Source organism: Gammaproteobacteria bacterium, from assembly GCA_013214945.1.
In the GTDB taxonomy this organism is placed as follows: domain Bacteria; phylum Pseudomonadota; class Gammaproteobacteria; order Enterobacterales; family Psychrobiaceae; genus Psychrobium.
Genome location: JABSRT010000035.1, coordinates 19,525 through 36,602, shown reverse-complemented (window position 1 = coordinate 36,602; position 17,078 = coordinate 19,525). Strand labels below are relative to the sequence as shown.

The following is a 17,078-nucleotide window of genomic DNA, read 5'->3' as shown; positions in this document are numbered from 1 at the left end:
TAACGAGGTTCTACAGAACATAAAAAAAGCGATCTCGATGAATGTTATTGGGTGATCTTCTTCATGTTATTACGCAACTCATCTTCATATTCCTTAAATTAAGCCTTAAACAGTTTTTAGCCACTGAACATCAGTGCCTTTAACTTCGGTTGATAATTTCTCAAAACGTTTTCCCGCGGTGTTTAACACGCCAACAGAAATGCTTTTCACTTGCTGTAATCGCTTGTTGTTTTCAATAATGATGCGCGGCTTGCGACCCTCCAATTCCACGCTATTAATGGTTAAGCCCTGTTTATCTAAGGCGGTTGCACAATGCAGCGCTTTAGATAGGTTATTAATGAGATGCTCATTCGCTTTGTTTCTAGCCATGGCTATTTAATCTCCGCGATGATTTCACTGCTGACTTTGCTTTCGCCAAGTTCAGCGGCAAGGTTCATCGCTATAACCAACCAATTATTGACGATTAGCGGATAGCTCATGTCCTGATGTTCATTGGCTTTAGATGCCATGCCATAGCTGATTTTGGCTTGCATCCGTTGCTGAAGAGCTGCTATTGCTGCAGGCTCAATAACGTTGAGGTAGTTAACGTTGCAGCGTTGGAACTTATGAGCGATATACTCGGTAATGCTGTTGCCCAGTGGGTACACTTTCATGACGTTACAACGGCGTGAGAACTCACGAACTTCGTAGTTTGATGGTGCCAGCTTTATCTCTAGCTCCGGTTGGCCAATCAGGATGATGCTGATTAAGCGGTTAAAGCCATCGCTGAGCTCCCAAATTCGCTTTAAGTACTTAACAACGTCGTTGGTCAAATCGTGCGCTTCCTCAATGATTAGCACATGACGATTACCAGCTTTTACACTGCGACGAAGCACACCTTCAACCTTACGAGCGCGGCGCTCTAAGCTTGATGGCATGTTGGCTATCTGTAACTCTTCGGCCAGAGCATCAAAAATCATTTCAGTGGTTAGGCGTTTCTTGTTGATAACCATCGGCTCACACACCTGAATTTCAGGATGGTTGCGGCGAATGTATTCAAGGTAACCTTTGCGAACTTCGGTTTTTCCTGCACCACATTCACCAGTTATCGCTAAAATACTACCGCCCAAGCTGGCTTGCACCATAGCTTCTCGTAATAGCACCTGCGGTGCGCTCATGAATAAATCGGCTTCAGCACGAATTTCATTTTCAAAGGGATGACGCGTTAAATTAAAGTGACGCATCGTTTTTTGGTTCAACATCTGTGGCTCCGGTTGTTCAAAAATAATAATTGGCTTAGTCGTTACAACTTGCGGCTGAGATGTTTTCCCTGCTTGTTTATTGACTGGCGCAGAACGTTCAAGCCACATCTTTTTAATCTCATTTGGCTTTGCAAACTGTGCAGCCCACTGATTAGTACGTTCAACAATCAGCTCAGGTGCTACAGACTTTGGCCAGATGCCATGACGCAATATTTGGCTAATTGCAGTGGCGGATAAGGCAGTGCCTTGTTCTTTTAGCGCGTTTTGCATCATGGTTTGTGTCACTTGGTATTTATCTAATACTTCGATAACCCCAAATACCGCTTGTTTAATTCTCATTTCATTGGTACCTCCTTTAATTATTTGGTCACATATCTTTTTCATTTGTGGTGAGTCATCACCAATCACCGCCATAAGTGATTTTTTAAGTAGTGTTGGTGTTGCTTTGGTTGGGCATTTGTTTTGTTCAGCAAGACCTTTTAAAGACCATTTACCAACGCTCATACCATCATTGTTCATTTGGCGTAGCAGCTGCATTCGAGTGACATCGTGGTGTACAAGTACCTCATCTATCGTTTTAAAATCCATCATCATTTCCTTATTTCACAAGTTGTAACTGGGGCAATGTTCCCTGTAATAACTGCTCAACTAAATTAGGGACATCTTCGTCAAAAGCGTTGGTGTGCTGCGACAACATCTCGCTTTCATGGGGTTCCAGGCCGCGTCCTAATGCATTAACGACTAAACGTTTTAGTGCAATACGACCAAGCGGTTTACGTTCTTCTGGTTGGAATTGACCAGTCAGGTCAATGCTAACGCCTGTTTTTCGCATGAATGTCGGTTGCTTGATGTCTTTAAGGTGGCTGTGGGCGTTGAGTTCGCCATTGAATGGCGTCACTTGTTTAGCCTTAGCTTTCTTGATTTCTTCCAGGGTCATATCTGGATAAGCAACTAAGTCAGCGGCTTTGTTGCGTGTTTCAACAACCGTGTCAGGCATTGATTGAATGTCTTCGCCCCATACAGGCGCATCAACCGCAAAGCCAGCATCGTTATAGTCACGCGGCTCAAGGACGTGTTGCATCTCTTGTCCAAGGTGGTCAACAATCGTTACCATTACTTGGCAATTGCCGTAATACAGTGGCGATACCATCACTTTGTCACCGACTGATACTCCAGCACATTCACGCAAGGTATATTGGGAACTAGACCTAGCTGCAGGATGTTTGAACGATACTTCCAAATGGCCGTCGATTTGACATGACTTAGGTTTTGATGTCAGCAAGTAACGGCACACCTCCATCGGTGGCAGCTCACGCAGCTTGTGTGGCATGCGCAGAATGGTTTGCCATAAGTCATAGCGTGCAATTGGTTTAGGCATGCCAAGGCGATTAAGGCGTGTATCTTGCCTAGGGATTAAGTTCGCGTTCCATGCGTTATACCATGCCTCAACAGCGGCATTTAGTTCGTCAACACTGTTTACTGGCTCAAACTTCAAGCGGCTTTCAAAGTGACACTCCACAATGTTGTTGCTGCTTTCTACCTGACCTTTAGCCCGTGGGTTTTTGGCCATGTGAGCAATGGCCTCAACTTGCAAGGCAGCCAGTGCATTCTTAATCGCACTACTGGTATTAGCAGAGCCTTTATCCCACACCATGATGTCAGGCACACCACGGAATGGGCGACTATCAAGGTTTTTCCAGCAATACAGCAAGAAGTCCCATAGGTTGGCACTGGTTTCACCGGCGCTTTGGTAATAGCGCACCATAATGCTGCCGCTGTAATGGTCGGTTAACACATAACGCCAGCATTTAAGGTTTTTAATCTTCTCCAGGTTCTCTGGCTTGTTGGCATACATCTCCGACTCATCAATAAATTTTTGTACCACTTGGTCACCGTTCGGTGCGTAATAAAGCAAACAATAAGACGGATCCACTTGATGAACATGGTTCGGATGTAACGAACGCAGGCGTTGATGCGGGCTTGCTGTGCCTTGGTGCACGCTGGTTGTCTTGCGCTCTCTACGTAGTTGGTTTAAACGAGAGTTAGACACGCTTATTTCTCGACCATTAGTCGCCAGCACTGATGCTGCAACGGTGGTAGGCATTGTCTGCTTGCCCGTCGCACGGAACGTCTGACGTGTCATTGCTTCCAGCTCACAAAGTACTTTTTCAGAAACAGCGCTAGTACCAGCATCTTTACGTTTCTTGCGGCCACTTTTCCAACCCACTTTTTTTAGGTTGCGATAAACCGTATGTGAAGACACTCCGTGCAGATTTTCAAACGTTTGGCGTATCTTTCCTTGCTCTTTTGCTAAGGCAGCATTTAGGTCACAGGCCAATTGGCGATAAGCATCCTCGGTATGAAATTCGCGCCACGATGACGCAGTAATATTTCTTTCAACGTCAGTTTTACTAACATGATGTTTCTTCATAAAAACAGAGATGAATTCAGAGTGATATTCTTCTTTATATTCTTTCAACTGCACAGCCAGCTCTCGATAAGCAGCTACCATAGCAATATCTGAATCTGACGAAATGTTCATAATTAATCTCTCGCTATGATTTGTGTTTCAAGCAGCAGAATTTCTTTTTCGCTATACATTGGTCGCGCTTTGTTAACGTATCCCTCAAATGTATTTCTAGCGTCCATCGTCAATCGTGAAGCGGCTACAAATAATTGATCAGCACTGTAAACATGCACGGCGGCTAAATGCTCTAGCGCTTGCTCACTGTGGGCAGGATCTAACTCTTCGGTAAGAATTCGTTGAGTTAAATCTTCTAACTGGTTAATTGCTTGAATGGCTTCACCTGCGAGCTTAGTGCTCAAGAAGTTGATTTCTTGAATCTGCTTTAACCAATCAGTGGGCTGGTATTGCTGGCTTTCACGCAACTTTTCGAGTTCTTCGGTGGTTTCGGCTACTTGCTCATTCGCTTTGGTAATCAGGTTCTGACGGGCATTGGCGATGGCCTTGCTATCACTAAGTTGGACCGTTAATGCCTCTTTTTCTTTGACATGTTTGGCGCTTAGGTCTTCGATTAGCTCTCTAACAGCTTCTTTGTCACCAGCATCAATGGCTTCACTTTCGATGATGAGGGTCTGATCTTCTTGAGGGAGTTTGCGAAGATTGCGTAAATCTTTAACTCCTAAACCAATACTTTGAGATGCATCAAGAAAATCTTCACCTAGGTGTTTAAGGTTAATAATTCGTTCATCAATGCTGCTTTTAGATGAATGAAGCTTATGTTTGCAAAAATCATCCCAAGTGCCGACGCTTCGGCAGTTACCATTGTCGTCAAAGTAGGTTAACCCTATGTATTTCTTGCTTTCTTTTAATTCAGATAATAATTTCACGCTGCCGACAGTCGTCAATTTACTAATAAACTCAAAGGCTTCGATTCTGCCTAGTAAGTTGTTTGCTAATTCGGAATTAGCTATCGCTCTTTTTGTATCAACAACAGCAGTTTGCTGTTCTGCAGACAGATCTATGACTTTTGTGTGGTCGTTATTCATGGAGAATTCCTAGTGGCTTAGCAGGCTGTAATTGCGTTGGTCGATGTCCAGCTGCTGCATGGCTTGTTTGATATTGATAGTGACAGTGTTAGCTATTTGCACAAACTTGGGGGCCAGCCGCCATCGGCTATTGTTGCTGGGTAACAGTTCGACAAACTGTGCATGTTTTAAGTTGGCCAATACACGGGTGATGTTGGCTGGTGATGTACCAACTAACTTAGCCAATTCGCTTGGGCTAATACCTTGGGCTTCATGGCCAGCCATAACAAACATCACATTTAAGGTGCGCTGCACTTGGTCAGAAAGGTATTGTGATTCGTTACTCATGTTTTGCTCCTTCTAAATCGAGTTGTGGCTGCTGATGCTGCTCTATGTTTTTGTGTTGAAATGCTAAGTCTTGCATTAGTGTTTTAACCGAATCTAACACCTTGTCTGCCGCTACGGTACCGTGTTGAAACTCTAGCAATTGAGTCACAAACTGCTGCATGCAAATGTTTAGCTCTAAAATGTCTTTATGTTCGGCGTTCTTGCCATTGGGCATTTTTATCAGAAGATACCCCTGCGAGTGCGCTAAATATTCAGTAACAAACGGACGTCCAGTGCGAGTATTACAAGTGGTTAAGCTTTCGTAGTTAATCAGCTGATTAACAGGCATTTTGCCACTACCAAGCCATTTATAGAGGGTGTCTACAGAGGTGGCCATACGGTCACCAATGCGTTCGACAGATAAATTCTTTTGTACCGATCCATGCTCTTTACACAGTTGTAATGCATGATTTATCGAATGCGGCACTTCTCGTTTCCAATTTCGTTTAACCATTGGAAACCACCTTAGATGATCGTTTCCAAACAAATAGATCCTCTGCTTCTATCCATGCTGGTCCGTTGTCGCTTAGGCTACCTTTAGCAAACACAAGCAACCGATACTCAAGGAGAAAACCATCATGGCATTGCAATCTTATATAACTAATGAATCGTTCTACCGCTGGTTGGGCATAACTGAATTGCCAATCGACTTGCCAATCAAAAGTGCAAGCAACTTGCCAATCAATATTGGCGCTGTCAGAGCGCTGTTCTGCCGCCTTTGCCATATTTCCTCTAACGAACGCCAACAGGTGGTGGCTTGGGGATTGTGGGTTGAAGATGTCACCATTATGCAAATGCTGAACTGGTGTAAGTTCTGCATTAATTCTCGACATATCGATAGCCGTGTTGTTCAACATAAAAATATTTCCCTAAATTTTGAAGAAAAACTGCGAGTGCTATTATTCGCGCCTTGTGCAGTAATTAAGATGCCAGTCGTTGACGCAAATTCTCAACAACTTTTTGGCGTTGGTTTCGCTGTTCCTTGATCCGATTTGGAAAATCAAAATACTCGGGAAACACTTGCTCTAACGGCAATTCGATTGCTTTGGCTATGATACCCGCAACACGTTTTGATTTATTGTGGCGGTTAATAATCGCGCTGATATGAGACTCTTTAGTATCGCTCGCTTCGGCTACTATTGAGTAGGTTAAGCCTCGTAGGTGTAAAGCTTCTTTAATTTCAGTACTTTTCATGCTTTAATCTCCCAGTTAAGTAAGGTCTGTTTACGAATGTGCGATTCGTAAGCTTGTTGAAGTAAGTTCAATATAGGTTGCAAATATGCGACTGTCAATATAAATGGTGCAAATATGCAATCTTTTTTGCTGGTTGAAAGAAACCGATTAGAGATTTCACAGAAAAAAGTATTTGATGAAGTGGGCGTTAATAAAGCTACTTACTATAGATGGGAACAAGGAAACCCTATCCCTTCAAGTAAACTGGCCCTATTGGCAAAGCTTGGCTTCGATGTTCAATTTGTCGTAACTGGGATTCGTTCGCTTAATGCTAAAGAGACAACCAAAGCATTACAAAACGAGCGCCCATATTTTGATTTTGAAGGTAAATTATCGGTAATAGTTCATGTACTAGAAGACCTACTCAATGAGCAGAACTTGGAATTACCTGCTGCTAGCAAAGGTATCGTCATAGAGGCTTTGCTAATGGAAGCTTTATTAAAAAAAGAAATACCGACGAAAGAAAACATCATACCGATGTTAAAAGTTGCTGGATTTTAAGTATTGGATAATTAAGTAGCAGGAGTAGTACCAATGCCAATGGATTTTGAGCAGAAGACTAAAGATAAGATAAAAGAAGCCCTGAGTAAGGCTAAGCCTCGTAACAACGTGGTTCAATTATTTAAAACTCAATCAATTGTTGGTGACGGCAACCAACAAATTAGTAATGACGGTGGAGTTTCTCAGACAATTCAAGGTAATAACAATACCCAAATTTCCAGTAATGTTACGGTGAATAGCCCACGAGCAATTAAAATTGAACTGCCGTTACCGCCCAATAGCATCGGTGCTAACCCAGCCTTACGAACACGTATAGAATCGTTGATTAAAGAAATTAAAGATGAACAATTTAAACGTTTAGGTTCTAAATACAATTGGGCTGCTTTTAACGAAATCCTTGCTAAAGAGTTTGGTTTATTGCCTAAAAATTGGAAGCAAATATTTACTTTTGACGAAAATTTAGCACCTGATATTATCGGTTTTCTAACGGTAAAGTTGGATAACACCATTGGTGGGAAAGTACGAAAAGCCAAAACTACTAGCTCAATGCACACTAAACCCCAATGCTTCAAATATGAAAAAGATTACCTTGAACAGCTTGAGTGGGACAATACCTTTACTAAGACAGAACGTAAAATGATCACAGGTTACACTTCGCGAAAAGATATACCTGTTGCCGCATTCAACCAGTGGGTTGCATACCTAGGCCGTAAATGTGATGCAATGTATGGAGACGACTAAGGAGTAGTAATGCGAGATCAAAATATTGATGGAAATAATAACCAACAGGCTTCGGGCGACATAATTAATAATTTCAATGAGCCAGAATTCGATCCCAACAATCCAAACCAAGTGAAATGTCCCTCATGTTTTAAAGCAGTTAGTAAGATAGCAATCATTTGCCCTCACACTAACTGTGGTGCAGCTATTGCTGAGCAATTAATGAAAATTAAAATTCGTGAGGAAAATACAAGAACGAAAAAATCATTTATCTGTTTTTTTGTTCCGTCTGCTGCCTTGACGTTAACTGGGATATACCAATCAATGCCTTGGCTGATGACTTCAGGTTTTACATTGATGAGCGTATACATACTGTACAATAGATTTAAGAAATAATAATCAATATAATAGGCAAATCACACCTAAGAACTGTCGCATTTTGGCACACATCGAAACAAATAGCGGGCCGGCAAAGTACTAGCTCGTAATATGTTAAAAACTTTGATATTTTAAATAAGGAACTATAATGAGTAAATATAAATCAGATAAGAAAGTCGGAAACGAGAGTCGTCGTGACATAAATGAAGATTCAAGAGTTACAACTGAGAGGGGGAAAAGTATTTATACAAATGATTCTGCCCTTGAATCAAATACAATTTCGTCCCACTTCGCAAGACCCAAACAGCCTGATAATGGTGGTTCGGGCAACGATAACAAGTAAGGAACATTATGAATCCTCAAAAAAGTGTTTTTGATTGTCAATTTGATATTTCATTGGGCGTGCATTACCACATGCGTCGGCAGCAGTTTTTTGAAACTTATCACCGTGTAACTGGAGTATTATCATTAATATTCTCAACCTCTGCTGTCGCTGCTATTGTTGGTAATACGGAATATGGAGTAATTCTTGCTGGCATTGTTGCTATTTTGCAATGCTTAGACTTGATTGTAGATACTCGTGGTAAGGGTGATATTCATAATGGATTGCGCCGTGAATATTTAATGCTTAATCATGAATTGCTAGGTTATGGCGAAGCGTTAACTGATGAACAATTGGTTGCTATTGGTAAAAAAATTACATCTATCGAAATAGGCGAACCCCCAGTAAAGAAAATTTTATTAGAGATTGCTCGTAATGATGCCAGTCGTAACCTTGGCTGCGCTGATGATCAGCTACTTAAAATAAATTGGTTTAAAGCAAACACTGCTAATTTTGTTGACTGGCCATCATCAATACCAAACCAATGAGTACACAATTACAGACCTATGTTTATAGACTTTACTAACCCGCGTTAATACACCCCCCTTATTCATGCTGCCACACTGGTCGCATGAATATAAAAAACTTTAATAAATACCACAGTGCTTTTGATGTTGCCTTTAATTGGATAATGTTAGCCGAAGGTGGTTACTCAAACGATGCAACAGACCGTGGCGGTGAAACGCTGTATGGCCTGAGCCGTCGCTCTTACCCTAATCTTGATTTCAATACCCTAACGCTGGCCAAGGCCAAAATGATTTATCATCGTGATTTTTGGCGTGCCTGTCATGCTGAGCAGCTGCCGTCGATTATCGCCATAGCACTGTTTGATGCAGCCGTTAATCATGGCGTTCGTGGTGCGGTTGAAATACTGCAACGCGCTGCCGGTGCCAAACCCGATGGCATTATCGGCAATAAAACCATTGGTCGTATTCTTGATTCAAACCACAGTGATTTACTCGCTTTATTCTTAGCACGTCGCTGTCGTCGTTATGCCCGTATTGTGGTGAATGACCCTTCTCAAAATCGGTTCTTACTGGGTTGGATGAACCGCATTACCAAGTTACAGATGCACCTTCATCAAGTCGCTGTTCGCTACAATCTTAGTGATTGGTCTGCGAGGGTTCTTGTCGGTGACAGCGCATGAGCTGGTTCAGTGATTTTGATTTAGGCAATACGCTCTCGGCCATTGCGCCACTGGCAGGAAAAATAATTGGTGGTCCCTATGCTGCGTTAGCCATATCGGCGGTACAGCTGGCACTTGGAACCGATACCACAGAGCCAAAGCAATTGGCCAAAGAAATCAAAAACGCAATACCTGAGCAGTTAATTGCGATTAGAAAATGTGATGCCGATTTGCAGGTACAGCTTAAAGAACTTGATATAGCTGAATCTGAACTTGAATACAAAGATCGCACCAGTGCCCGTCAATTATTTAACGTCAACAGTGCGCCGCAAATGGTGCTGTCAGCTTTGTTTGTGTTGGGTTATTTCATCATTACAGGGTTGCTTGCTTATTACGCCGTTAACTTCGATCCCGATAAACAAATTAATCCACTGCTTTTTGGCATGCTTGGCACTGTGGTTGGTGTATTAACCGCTGCTATTCCGCAAATTCTTAACTTTTGGTTTGGCTCCTCGAAGTCTAGCCAGGATAAAAATCAGATTATCGCAAGGAATCAAAAATGACCGATACAGTCGATGCGGCAAAAGAACTAGAGCTATTACAACGCCAGGACGCGATAAATCGTCAATTGGCTAAATCTAAAGAAAAGCCCAACAACATCGGAGGAATTCGTTATTGCTTAGATTGTGATGGTGAAGTACCTAAAGCGCGTATAGCGGCATTGCCTGACGTCGTTCGTTGCATTGATTGCCAGAGTCTCAATGAAATAAGGAGCCGTTAATGGAATGGTTTGAGCAGTATTGGAAGTGGTTATTTGCGATAGGTAATGTCTTGTTTGTGGTGGTTGTCTGGGCGTTGTCAAAGCAGTTCGCCAGGAAAGATGAGCATGACAAGTTGGCGGTACAGGTTGAAAAGCTGGAACAGGCTGTTCAAGCCATGCCAGACAGCGAACGGCTGCATAAACTGGAGTTGCAGATGATTGGACTCAGTGGCGAATTAAAAGGTGTGTCACAACTGATAAAGCGTTTTGAGCATCTGAGCAATCTGTTATTAGAAAACGAACTGAGTGGGAAAAAAACATGAATCCATTTGTTTACGGCACCGGCTGTTTTGCCCTGGGATTAATTGCAATCGTTTTAATACTCGCTGGGATGGTTATTACGCCGTGGTCCTACCGCAATTGGCCTTTTTGTAAATTAGATTTGGTTGCAGGTTTGGGGCTAATGGCTGCTGGTCTTTGGCTATGTAAATTTTTATTGATGATTTGAACTGAGAATAATAATGGCATTACAACAAATTAAAAATGAACATGAACGGCTATCAATATTGCGCTCGCTTCATGCAATGACGGGCTTTGGCGCTAATAACTCGATGGTGCGTGATGGCTGCGCTGAGTTTGGCGTTGATATGAGTAACGACTTGGTTAAAACACATTTGACGTGGCTAGCCGAACAAAGCCTGGTGCGTATTGAAAACAAAGGGGCTTACCTTATTGCTGAATTAACCGCTCGCGGTCAAGACGTGGTTGAGGGCTTAACGACTGTTCTTGGTATTAAACGCCCAAGAGCATCTGATTAGAGGGTTTATCGATGGAACGTAAAACCCGAGGTAAGCCATCTAAAATCAAGCTACTGCCTGATGCAATTAAAGCCAAGCTCGATGAGCTGTTGCGTGATGGCAAGATGACTCAAGCGGCGATTGTTGATCACGTTAATACTTTAATCCTCGATGCTGGCTTGTGTGAAGGTGACCAAATATCTAAGCCTGGCATCAACCGCTATTCAACACAGATGGCTACCGCTGGCCAGCGCATCGCCGAGGCGCGTGCGGTGTCTGAGCAATGGGTGGCTAAATTGGGTAATAAACCCAGTGGCGATGTCAGTCAAATTTTGATTGAAATGGTGCGAACACTGGCGTTTGAACAGGTGTTAAAGAAGTCACAATCGGGTGAAACCGTTGAACCTAAGTTTATTAAAGACTTGGCCACGGGGATTGAAAAGCTGGAAAAAGCGGCCACTACGTCACACAAGCGCGAGAAAGAAATCAGACTAGCCTTTGCCGAACAAGCGGCAGATGCGGCTGAAGAAGTGGCTAAGCAAGCGGGATTAACCAGTGATGGTGTCGCGATGATCAAGCGTGAAATATTGGGTATTGCCTGATGACTTCTATCAACGCGGAAGGCTTTCGTAACGCTGAGGGCTCTCGCAAAACACCCACCGCTGAGGCTGTTTCTGAGCAGCTGCATCAATACGATGAAAACGAAATATTGTTGCCGTATCAAAAAGCGTGGATAGCCGATGAGTCACCGTTAAAGATAGCGGAAAAATCACGTCGTACCGGCATTACCTGGGCTGAAGCCGCCGATGCAACCTTAACGGCCAGTGCAACAAAATCAGCTGGCGGAAGACACCACTTCTATGTTGGTTCAACCAAGGAAATGGCGCGTGAGTTTATTGATGCGGTGGCGATGTGGGCCAAGGCATTTAATAAAGCGGCGGGTCAAATTCAAGAAGATGTATTCATTGGCGATGGCGACAAAGAGATCCTGACTTTTGTGATTTACTTTGCTTCTGGCTACAAGGTACAGGCGCTGAGTTCCAATCCGTCGAACCTGCGTGGCATGCAAGGTAACGTCACCATTGATGAAGCCGCATTCCATGACCGGTTAGCGGAAGTACTCAAAGCTGGACTGGCATTGACAATGTGGGGTGCAAAGGTTCGATTAATCAGTACCCACAACGATGTGAGCAACCTGTTTAACCAACTAATCAACGATAGTCGTGCTGGGCGGAAACGCTATTCAATCCACACCATCACGCTTGATGATGCCTGTAATCAGGGCTTGTATAAACGTATTTGCCAAATCAACGGCGAACTATGGTCCCAAGACAAAGAAGATGAGTGGAAAGCCGGATTACTCAAAGACACGGCTACCGAAGACGACGCCCTGGAAGAATATTACTGCGTGCCCAAGCAAGGAGGCGGTACTTACATTAAGCGGGTTCTGATTGAGCAGGCGATGGTTAATGACAAATCCATACCTATCATCCGCATTACTGCACCCAAAGATTTTGAAACCTGGTCAGAGGCGCATCGCAATATCCAGGTTAGAGAATGGTGTGATGAATTAAAGCCGTTCCTGGACAAACTCAACCCCGATCATCAGCACGCCTTTGGCGAAGATTTTGCCCGTAAAGGTGATTTATCGGTGTTCTGTCCGCTCACGATTAAACCTGATTTATCCAAGCGTGTACCGTTCGTGGTTGACTTGGCCAAGCTGACCTATGACGCCCAGCGCGAGGTTATGTTTTATATCTGTGACCGGTTGCCACGGCTTCGGGGTCTGGCGTTCGATGCGACAGGTAACGGCGGTTACTTAGCTGAAGCGGCGATGTTCCGCTATGGCACCGAAATGGTTGAGCAAGTGATGCTAAGTGAATCTTGGTATCGCGAGTGGATGCCAAAGATGAAGGCCGAGTTTGAAGATCAAAACCTCGAATTGCCACGCCATCAGGATGTGCTCGACGATTTAGCAAAAGTGAAAGTCATAAACGGCGTCCCAAAAATTGATAAAGGCAGTGATAAAAGCAGTACTACAGGCCAACAGCGCCACGGTGACTTTGCGGTTGGCTTGGCTATGGCAGTTCGTGCCAGCTGGATGGAAGGTAGCGCGATTGAATATGAAGCGGCCCCCGACAAAGGCAGTCGTTGGGATGGTTCTGAAGAAGAAGACGATGATGACAACGATTTTAATGACAGCCCCAATGGCGGCTTTTAAGGATCTTATTTTGCGGAGAAAAGTATGAGCGATACCAAACCACGGGTACGGATCGATGCTGATGGCTATGTGCAATCTGTTGATTCCAACCCGGTCACAACCCGGGTTAAGTTAGAGCATTTGCAAACCGGTGAAGCCAAAGTAGCGCACCTGCATGGTGAATACGCCAATCACCCCAGCCGTGGCCTGACGCCAAAAAAACTAGCGGGCATTATGCTGCGAGCCGAGCAAGGCGATTTGGTGGCGCAATGTGAACTGGCCGCTGATATCGAAGAGAAAGATGCCCATATATTCTCTGAACTACAAAAGCGCAAAACAGCGGCTTTGTCGGTGCCCTGGACGATTAAACCGCCACGCGATGCAACCAAGCAAGAGATTGAAGATACCTTGATTGTTCAGCAGCTGATTGAAGACATGGGCTGCTTTGAAGACATCATGCTTAATATGGGCGATGCCTTACTTAAGGGCTATAGCAACCAGGAACTTAACTGGCAGCGCATAGACGGGTTTCATACTCCCCAGGTAATTCATCGTGAACCAAGCTGGTTTAAGCTGCATCCCGACGATCGCAACCAGCTGCGGCTGCGTGATAACTCCAATGAAGGGGCTGAGTTAATTAAATTTGGCTGGATTAGCCACACTCACCGCGCTAAATCGGGTTATTTGGGTACCACTGGTTTGGTTCGGGTATTGGCGTGGCCGTTCCTGTTTAAAAACTACAGTGTCCGTGACCTGGCCGAGTTCTTAGAGATTTACGGCTTGCCGCTGCGTCTGGGCAAGTATCCTGGCGGCGCGACACCAAAAGAGAAAAATACCTTGCTCCGGGCCGTGATGGGCATTGGCCATAACAGCGCGGCCATCATACCAAAGGGTATGGATATTGAGTTTGAAGAAGCGGCCAAAGGCGCGGCTGGGCCGTTTGAAGCCATGATTAGCTGGGCTGAGCGTTCAGTCTCTAAAGCGATCCTTGGCGGTACGTTAACCAGCCAGGCTGATGGTAAAAGCTCAACTAACGCCCTGGGTAACGTGCACAATGAGTGCCGCTTTGAGCTGCGTGATGGCGATTTACGTCAGTATGCCGCAACACTTAATCGTGATTTGATCTTGCCGTTGTATGCGCTTAACTGTAAGTCATATCGTAATTATCGCCGGTTACCCAAGCTAGAATTTGATACTCAAGCGCCTGAAGACATTAATTTGTTATCGGAGGCTTTTCCTAAACTTGTCGGCATTGGTTTTAAAATTCCGCAGGAATGGGCGCACAATAAGTTGCAAATTCCATTTCCAAAAGATGATGAGGCTGTGCTTGGCGTTGCAACGCAACCGGAAGTTAAGCCTAAAGCCTCGCTTAAGCAATCTATCGCAGTGTTAAAAGGTCTTTCAAATCGTGAAAGTGCCTTTGGTACGGATAAGGATGTTGCTGATGATTACAGTAAACAGCTTAGTAAAGAACTTGCACCACTGTTGGCTGGATACACCGATGAAATACAGCAACTGGTTGATGGTGCCAGCAGTCTCGATGATTTGCAGCAAAAGCTTAATGCCCTGGATTTATCGACCGGGGAAGCGACTGAGGTGTTACAACGTGCTTTGGTTGCCAGTGAATTGGCTGGGCAATATGAAGTGAGCGAGGGTAACTAATGGCTGTTCGCTATGGTTCGCTGCCCTTTATCGAGGCTATCACTTTTTTTAAAGGCAAGCTCAACGTGCCAACCGAGCGTTGGAACGATGTGTGGCAAGCTGGCCATAACAATGCCTTCATGGTTGCCGGTGCAATGAAAGATGATTTGCTCAATGACTTTCGCAAAGCGGTCGACATGGCCATTGCTGAGGGCAAGTCGTTAACCTGGTTTAAAAAAGAATTTAAAAACATTGTTGCCCGTCATGGTTGGGAACACACAGGAAAAGCGGCTTGGCGCTCTAAAGTGATTTATGACACCAATATACGTCAGAGTTATAACGCGGGACGCTTCGAGCAGCTGCAGCACTTTGAGTTTTGGGAATATCGCCACGGTGACAGCTTGAGTCCACGGCCAATGCACTTAAGTTGGAATGGGTTGTTACTGGCAAAGGACGATGCCTGGTGGCTAACCCACATGCCGCAAAATGGTTGGGGTTGTAAGTGTAAGGTTTATGGTCGCAGCCAAGCCACAATGGAACGTAAAGGCCTGACGCCAGGAACTGCGCCCAAGGATGGCAGCTTTGATTGGACGGATAAGGCAACTGGTGAAGTGCATGTGATCCCCAAAGGAATTGATCCAGGCTTTGACTATGCACCTCAAAAACCTATCCAGAAGCGCCAACTGCAGCAGCAAGCTAAGACTAAGGCTAAGGCTAAGGCTAAAGTGTATCAACCGCCCAAGCGTGTGGTGCCAACAGTATTTAGTACGGTTAAAGGGGCTGATGTGCATGGCCTAAATCGCGTTTTGGATGAGATGAAGCAGACCCGTTCTAAAGTTCAAGTTGAACAACTCGGCCAGTTTCTCAAGAGTCAAAATGTTAAGAGCCTATTCTTGAAAGTCTCCGAGATGGGACCAGGAACACGAGCAACGCTTGCCATTGAACCGCAGGTAGAGGAATATTTACAAACTGGTTTTAAGTTTCCCAGAGTTTATTTTACGACTCGACATTATCGTAAGTCATGGGGATTTACTTCATCTAGCTATGATCATGTAAATATCCGGGTGGGCAGTACGGTTAACTTTAGCAAGGCCAATTCGAATGAATTGCGGCAGTCTGTCGTATTGGCGAAACTGTTAGGCGATGGTGGTCAGGAAATATTTTCGATGTCTCACTTGATCCGCACACTAAGTGAAAGTGGTCATCATGGTGGAACCATCGTTACCTGGTTGCATGAAATCGGCCATCAGTTACACTTTAAGGCAGGTTCACCAAAACGTGGTGTTGAGATGTTTTTAACTACCCGTGCCAGAGCTGATGATTTTGAATGGCACGCCGAACACTTCGCCGCCTGGGTGTTGAATCGTAAAGCGTTAGCAGAATTTAGTCCTGAGTTGGCTGAATATTTCGATAAGTTAATGGAGCAAGTGCTTAATGGATAAAGATTTAGCAAAGATGTTGGCTAATGCCAAGGCTAACCCACGGAGCCAGGGGCCGTTCCCGCTGGTTGAACATGCCAATGCGATTAACCAGGACAACAGCCTGAATATTGAAACTAAGGTTGAACGCATCCAGGCGCTAGAGCGTCAGGCAACTGACTATGAACAAGATGCCTTTGCTGAAGTATGGGAATCCTTATACGTTACGGCCACCGATAACGAGTTAATTTATTTGTCTGGGCTGGATAGCTAATGGCCGGTAGCTTTATCTCAATTGATGTTATTGGTGATGGCGATATAACTAACGCACTTAACCAGCTGATTAAGCAAGGGCAAAGCCTAGAACCTGCCTTTCGTGACATTGGTGAACATCTGCTAGAAAGCCATGAACAGCGGTTTAAAGATCAACAAGCCCCTGATGGCATGCCCTGGGAACTGCTCAGTGTTAATACAATTGAGCTGAAAGCCCTAAGCAATCAATCAGAAAAAATACTGCGCGGCTATGGCACCTTGGCCGACACCCTTAATTATCAAATTAGTAAAAATCAGCTGCAGTTTGGTTCACCATTGGAATATGCCGCTACTCACCAGTTTGGCCGTGACAGTGCCAATATTCCCGAGCGTCCATTCCTTGGGTTAAGCCGTGACGATGAAGTTGAGGTTTTGGACATATTGCGTTCACATCTTAACAAAGCCCTGTAAGCCCTTTACGCCCCCTTAAGTTTTGATTTAGTATATCCGCCTGAATTTTATATGATTGACGCTTAACGGCTTTTATAAAGGT

At 44.3% G+C, this 17,078-nt stretch carries 25 protein-coding genes; 17 read left to right on the top strand and 8 right to left on the bottom strand.

Annotation, left to right across the window (positions count from 1 at the left end):
* Positions 1-105: 105 nt before the first annotated feature.
* The 8 genes from HRU23_19185 to HRU23_19150 form a co-directional block, all read right to left on the bottom strand.
* Entirely contained in the window at positions 106-369 is a 264-nt protein-coding gene (locus HRU23_19185) for a hypothetical protein (GenBank protein ID NRA56272.1), read from the bottom strand.
* Between the two features lie 2 nt (positions 370-371).
* Positions 372-1,829, bottom strand: a complete 1,458-nt coding sequence (locus HRU23_19180; protein ID NRA56271.1) for an AAA family ATPase — start codon at positions 1,827-1,829, stop codon at positions 372-374.
* 10 nt (positions 1,830-1,839) lie between these two features.
* Positions 1,840-3,783 carry a DDE-type integrase/transposase/recombinase gene (locus tag HRU23_19175; protein NRA56270.1) on the bottom strand — a complete coding sequence of 648 codons (1,944 nt, stop codon included), beginning with the start codon at positions 3,781-3,783 and terminating at the stop codon, positions 1,840-1,842.
* A 2-nt stretch (positions 3,784-3,785) separates the two neighbouring features.
* Positions 3,786-4,751, bottom strand: a complete 966-nt coding sequence (locus HRU23_19170) for a hypothetical protein (GenBank protein NRA56269.1) — start codon at positions 4,749-4,751, stop codon at positions 3,786-3,788.
* Between the two features lie 9 nt (positions 4,752-4,760).
* A complete protein-coding gene (locus tag HRU23_19165; GenBank protein ID NRA56268.1) occupies positions 4,761-5,078 on the bottom strand; it encodes an Rrf2 family transcriptional regulator in 318 nt (105 codons plus the stop codon).
* The gene (locus HRU23_19160; GenBank protein NRA56267.1) at positions 5,071-5,571 is read right to left on the bottom strand and encodes a hypothetical protein; all 501 of its coding nucleotides are present in this window, start codon (positions 5,569-5,571) and stop codon (positions 5,071-5,073) included. The genes HRU23_19165 and HRU23_19160 overlap by 8 nt, the downstream gene beginning before the upstream one ends.
* Positions 5,564-5,974: a hypothetical protein gene (locus HRU23_19155; protein ID NRA56266.1), complete on the bottom strand. Its 411-nt coding sequence runs from the start codon at positions 5,972-5,974 to the stop codon at positions 5,564-5,566. Before HRU23_19155 ends, HRU23_19160 begins: the two co-directional genes overlap by 8 nt.
* A 64-nt stretch (positions 5,975-6,038) precedes the next feature.
* Positions 6,039-6,311, bottom strand: coding sequence for a helix-turn-helix domain-containing protein (locus HRU23_19150; GenBank protein NRA56265.1), 273 nt, complete (start codon positions 6,309-6,311; stop codon positions 6,039-6,041).
* A gap of 114 nt (positions 6,312-6,425) precedes the next feature.
* On the opposite strand from HRU23_19150, the gene HRU23_19145 reads away from it, so the two are divergent.
* The 17 genes from HRU23_19145 to HRU23_19065 all read left to right on the top strand — a co-directional run bounded on the left by HRU23_19145 (position 6,426) and on the right by HRU23_19065 (position 16,996).
* Complete coding sequence (locus HRU23_19145) at positions 6,426-6,851, top strand: helix-turn-helix transcriptional regulator (protein NRA56264.1); 426 nt, start codon at positions 6,426-6,428, stop codon at positions 6,849-6,851.
* Between the two features lie 33 nt (positions 6,852-6,884).
* Positions 6,885-7,592: a hypothetical protein gene (locus HRU23_19140; protein ID NRA56263.1), complete on the top strand. Its 708-nt coding sequence runs from the start codon at positions 6,885-6,887 to the stop codon at positions 7,590-7,592.
* Positions 7,593-7,601: 9 nt separating this feature from the next.
* Positions 7,602-7,967, top strand: coding sequence for a hypothetical protein (locus HRU23_19135; GenBank protein ID NRA56262.1), 366 nt, complete (start codon positions 7,602-7,604; stop codon positions 7,965-7,967).
* A 130-nt stretch (positions 7,968-8,097) separates the two neighbouring features.
* On the top strand, positions 8,098-8,292 hold the full coding sequence (locus HRU23_19130) for a hypothetical protein (protein NRA56261.1): 195 nt from the start codon (positions 8,098-8,100) through the stop codon (positions 8,290-8,292).
* Positions 8,293-8,300: 8 nt separating this feature from the next.
* A complete protein-coding gene (locus HRU23_19125; protein ID NRA56260.1) occupies positions 8,301-8,819 on the top strand; it encodes a hypothetical protein in 519 nt (172 codons plus the stop codon).
* Between the two features lie 83 nt (positions 8,820-8,902).
* Positions 8,903-9,478, top strand: a complete 576-nt coding sequence (locus tag HRU23_19120; GenBank protein ID NRA56259.1) for a peptidoglycan-binding protein — start codon at positions 8,903-8,905, stop codon at positions 9,476-9,478.
* Positions 9,475-10,020 (top strand): hypothetical protein, encoded by a 546-nt coding sequence (locus tag HRU23_19115; GenBank protein ID NRA56258.1) that lies wholly within the window; start codon positions 9,475-9,477, stop codon positions 10,018-10,020. The genes HRU23_19120 and HRU23_19115 overlap by 4 nt, the downstream gene beginning before the upstream one ends.
* Positions 10,017-10,238: a TraR/DksA family transcriptional regulator gene (locus tag HRU23_19110; protein NRA56257.1), complete on the top strand. Its 222-nt coding sequence runs from the start codon at positions 10,017-10,019 to the stop codon at positions 10,236-10,238. Before HRU23_19115 ends, HRU23_19110 begins: the two co-directional genes overlap by 4 nt.
* Entirely contained in the window at positions 10,238-10,540 is a 303-nt protein-coding gene (locus HRU23_19105) for a DUF2730 family protein (protein NRA56256.1), read from the top strand. The genes HRU23_19110 and HRU23_19105 overlap by 1 nt, the downstream gene beginning before the upstream one ends.
* Positions 10,537-10,725: a hypothetical protein gene (locus HRU23_19100; GenBank protein NRA56255.1), complete on the top strand. Its 189-nt coding sequence runs from the start codon at positions 10,537-10,539 to the stop codon at positions 10,723-10,725. The genes HRU23_19105 and HRU23_19100 overlap by 4 nt, the downstream gene beginning before the upstream one ends.
* A gap of 13 nt (positions 10,726-10,738) precedes the next feature.
* Entirely contained in the window at positions 10,739-11,035 is a 297-nt protein-coding gene (locus tag HRU23_19095; GenBank protein NRA56254.1) for an ArsR family transcriptional regulator, read from the top strand.
* An 11-nt stretch (positions 11,036-11,046) separates the two neighbouring features.
* Entirely contained in the window at positions 11,047-11,616 is a 570-nt protein-coding gene (locus tag HRU23_19090; GenBank protein NRA56253.1) for a DUF3486 family protein, read from the top strand.
* Between the two features lie 80 nt (positions 11,617-11,696).
* On the top strand, positions 11,697-13,235 hold the full coding sequence (locus tag HRU23_19085) for a hypothetical protein (GenBank protein NRA56252.1): 1,539 nt from the start codon (positions 11,697-11,699) through the stop codon (positions 13,233-13,235).
* A gap of 24 nt (positions 13,236-13,259) precedes the next feature.
* Positions 13,260-14,876 carry a DUF935 domain-containing protein gene (locus tag HRU23_19080; GenBank protein NRA56251.1) on the top strand — a complete coding sequence of 539 codons (1,617 nt, stop codon included), beginning with the start codon at positions 13,260-13,262 and terminating at the stop codon, positions 14,874-14,876.
* Positions 14,876-16,297: a F protein gene (locus tag HRU23_19075; GenBank protein ID NRA56250.1), complete on the top strand. Its 1,422-nt coding sequence runs from the start codon at positions 14,876-14,878 to the stop codon at positions 16,295-16,297. The genes HRU23_19080 and HRU23_19075 overlap by 1 nt, the downstream gene beginning before the upstream one ends.
* Positions 16,290-16,547: a hypothetical protein gene (locus HRU23_19070; GenBank protein ID NRA56249.1), complete on the top strand. Its 258-nt coding sequence runs from the start codon at positions 16,290-16,292 to the stop codon at positions 16,545-16,547. The genes HRU23_19075 and HRU23_19070 overlap by 8 nt, the downstream gene beginning before the upstream one ends.
* Complete coding sequence (locus HRU23_19065) at positions 16,547-16,996, top strand: phage virion morphogenesis protein (protein NRA56248.1); 450 nt, start codon at positions 16,547-16,549, stop codon at positions 16,994-16,996. Before HRU23_19070 ends, HRU23_19065 begins: the two co-directional genes overlap by 1 nt.
* Positions 16,997-17,078 lie beyond the last annotated feature (82 nt).

Bases quoted from the DNA above. Each gene is read 5' to 3' on its own strand.
- HRU23_19120 (NRA56259.1), top strand. From the start codon at position 8,903: ATGAATATAAAAAACTTTAATAAATACCACAGTGCTTTTGATGTTGCC.
- HRU23_19110 (NRA56257.1), top strand. From the start codon at position 10,017: ATGACCGATACAGTCGATGCGGCAAAAGAACTAGAGCTATTACAACGC.
- HRU23_19115 (NRA56258.1), top strand. From the start codon at position 9,475: ATGAGCTGGTTCAGTGATTTTGATTTAGGCAATACGCTCTCGGCCATT.
- HRU23_19075 (NRA56250.1), top strand. From the start codon at position 14,876: ATGGCTGTTCGCTATGGTTCGCTGCCCTTTATCGAGGCTATCACTTTT.
- HRU23_19095 (NRA56254.1), top strand. From the start codon at position 10,739: ATGGCATTACAACAAATTAAAAATGAACATGAACGGCTATCAATATTG.
- HRU23_19160 (NRA56267.1), bottom strand. From the start codon at position 5,571: ATGGTTAAACGAAATTGGAAACGAGAAGTGCCGCATTCGATAAATCAT.
- HRU23_19145 (NRA56264.1), top strand. From the start codon at position 6,426: ATGCAATCTTTTTTGCTGGTTGAAAGAAACCGATTAGAGATTTCACAG.
- HRU23_19150 (NRA56265.1), bottom strand. From the start codon at position 6,311: ATGAAAAGTACTGAAATTAAAGAAGCTTTACACCTACGAGGCTTAACC.
- HRU23_19065 (NRA56248.1), top strand. From the start codon at position 16,547: ATGGCCGGTAGCTTTATCTCAATTGATGTTATTGGTGATGGCGATATA.
- HRU23_19080 (NRA56251.1), top strand. From the start codon at position 13,260: ATGAGCGATACCAAACCACGGGTACGGATCGATGCTGATGGCTATGTG.
- HRU23_19100 (NRA56255.1), top strand. From the start codon at position 10,537: ATGAATCCATTTGTTTACGGCACCGGCTGTTTTGCCCTGGGATTAATT.
- HRU23_19180 (NRA56271.1), bottom strand. From the start codon at position 1,829: ATGGATTTTAAAACGATAGATGAGGTACTTGTACACCACGATGTCACT.
- HRU23_19170 (NRA56269.1), bottom strand. From the start codon at position 4,751: ATGAATAACGACCACACAAAAGTCATAGATCTGTCTGCAGAACAGCAA.
- HRU23_19105 (NRA56256.1), top strand. From the start codon at position 10,238: ATGGAATGGTTTGAGCAGTATTGGAAGTGGTTATTTGCGATAGGTAAT.
- HRU23_19090 (NRA56253.1), top strand. From the start codon at position 11,047: ATGGAACGTAAAACCCGAGGTAAGCCATCTAAAATCAAGCTACTGCCT.
- HRU23_19070 (NRA56249.1), top strand. From the start codon at position 16,290: ATGGATAAAGATTTAGCAAAGATGTTGGCTAATGCCAAGGCTAACCCA.
- HRU23_19155 (NRA56266.1), bottom strand. From the start codon at position 5,974: ATGTTGAACAACACGGCTATCGATATGTCGAGAATTAATGCAGAACTT.
- HRU23_19140 (NRA56263.1), top strand. From the start codon at position 6,885: ATGCCAATGGATTTTGAGCAGAAGACTAAAGATAAGATAAAAGAAGCC.
- HRU23_19165 (NRA56268.1), bottom strand. From the start codon at position 5,078: ATGAGTAACGAATCACAATACCTTTCTGACCAAGTGCAGCGCACCTTA.
- HRU23_19130 (NRA56261.1), top strand. From the start codon at position 8,098: ATGAGTAAATATAAATCAGATAAGAAAGTCGGAAACGAGAGTCGTCGT.
- HRU23_19125 (NRA56260.1), top strand. From the start codon at position 8,301: ATGAATCCTCAAAAAAGTGTTTTTGATTGTCAATTTGATATTTCATTG.
- HRU23_19135 (NRA56262.1), top strand. From the start codon at position 7,602: ATGCGAGATCAAAATATTGATGGAAATAATAACCAACAGGCTTCGGGC.
- HRU23_19185 (NRA56272.1), bottom strand. From the start codon at position 369: ATGGCTAGAAACAAAGCGAATGAGCATCTCATTAATAACCTATCTAAA.
- HRU23_19175 (NRA56270.1), bottom strand. From the start codon at position 3,783: ATGAACATTTCGTCAGATTCAGATATTGCTATGGTAGCTGCTTATCGA.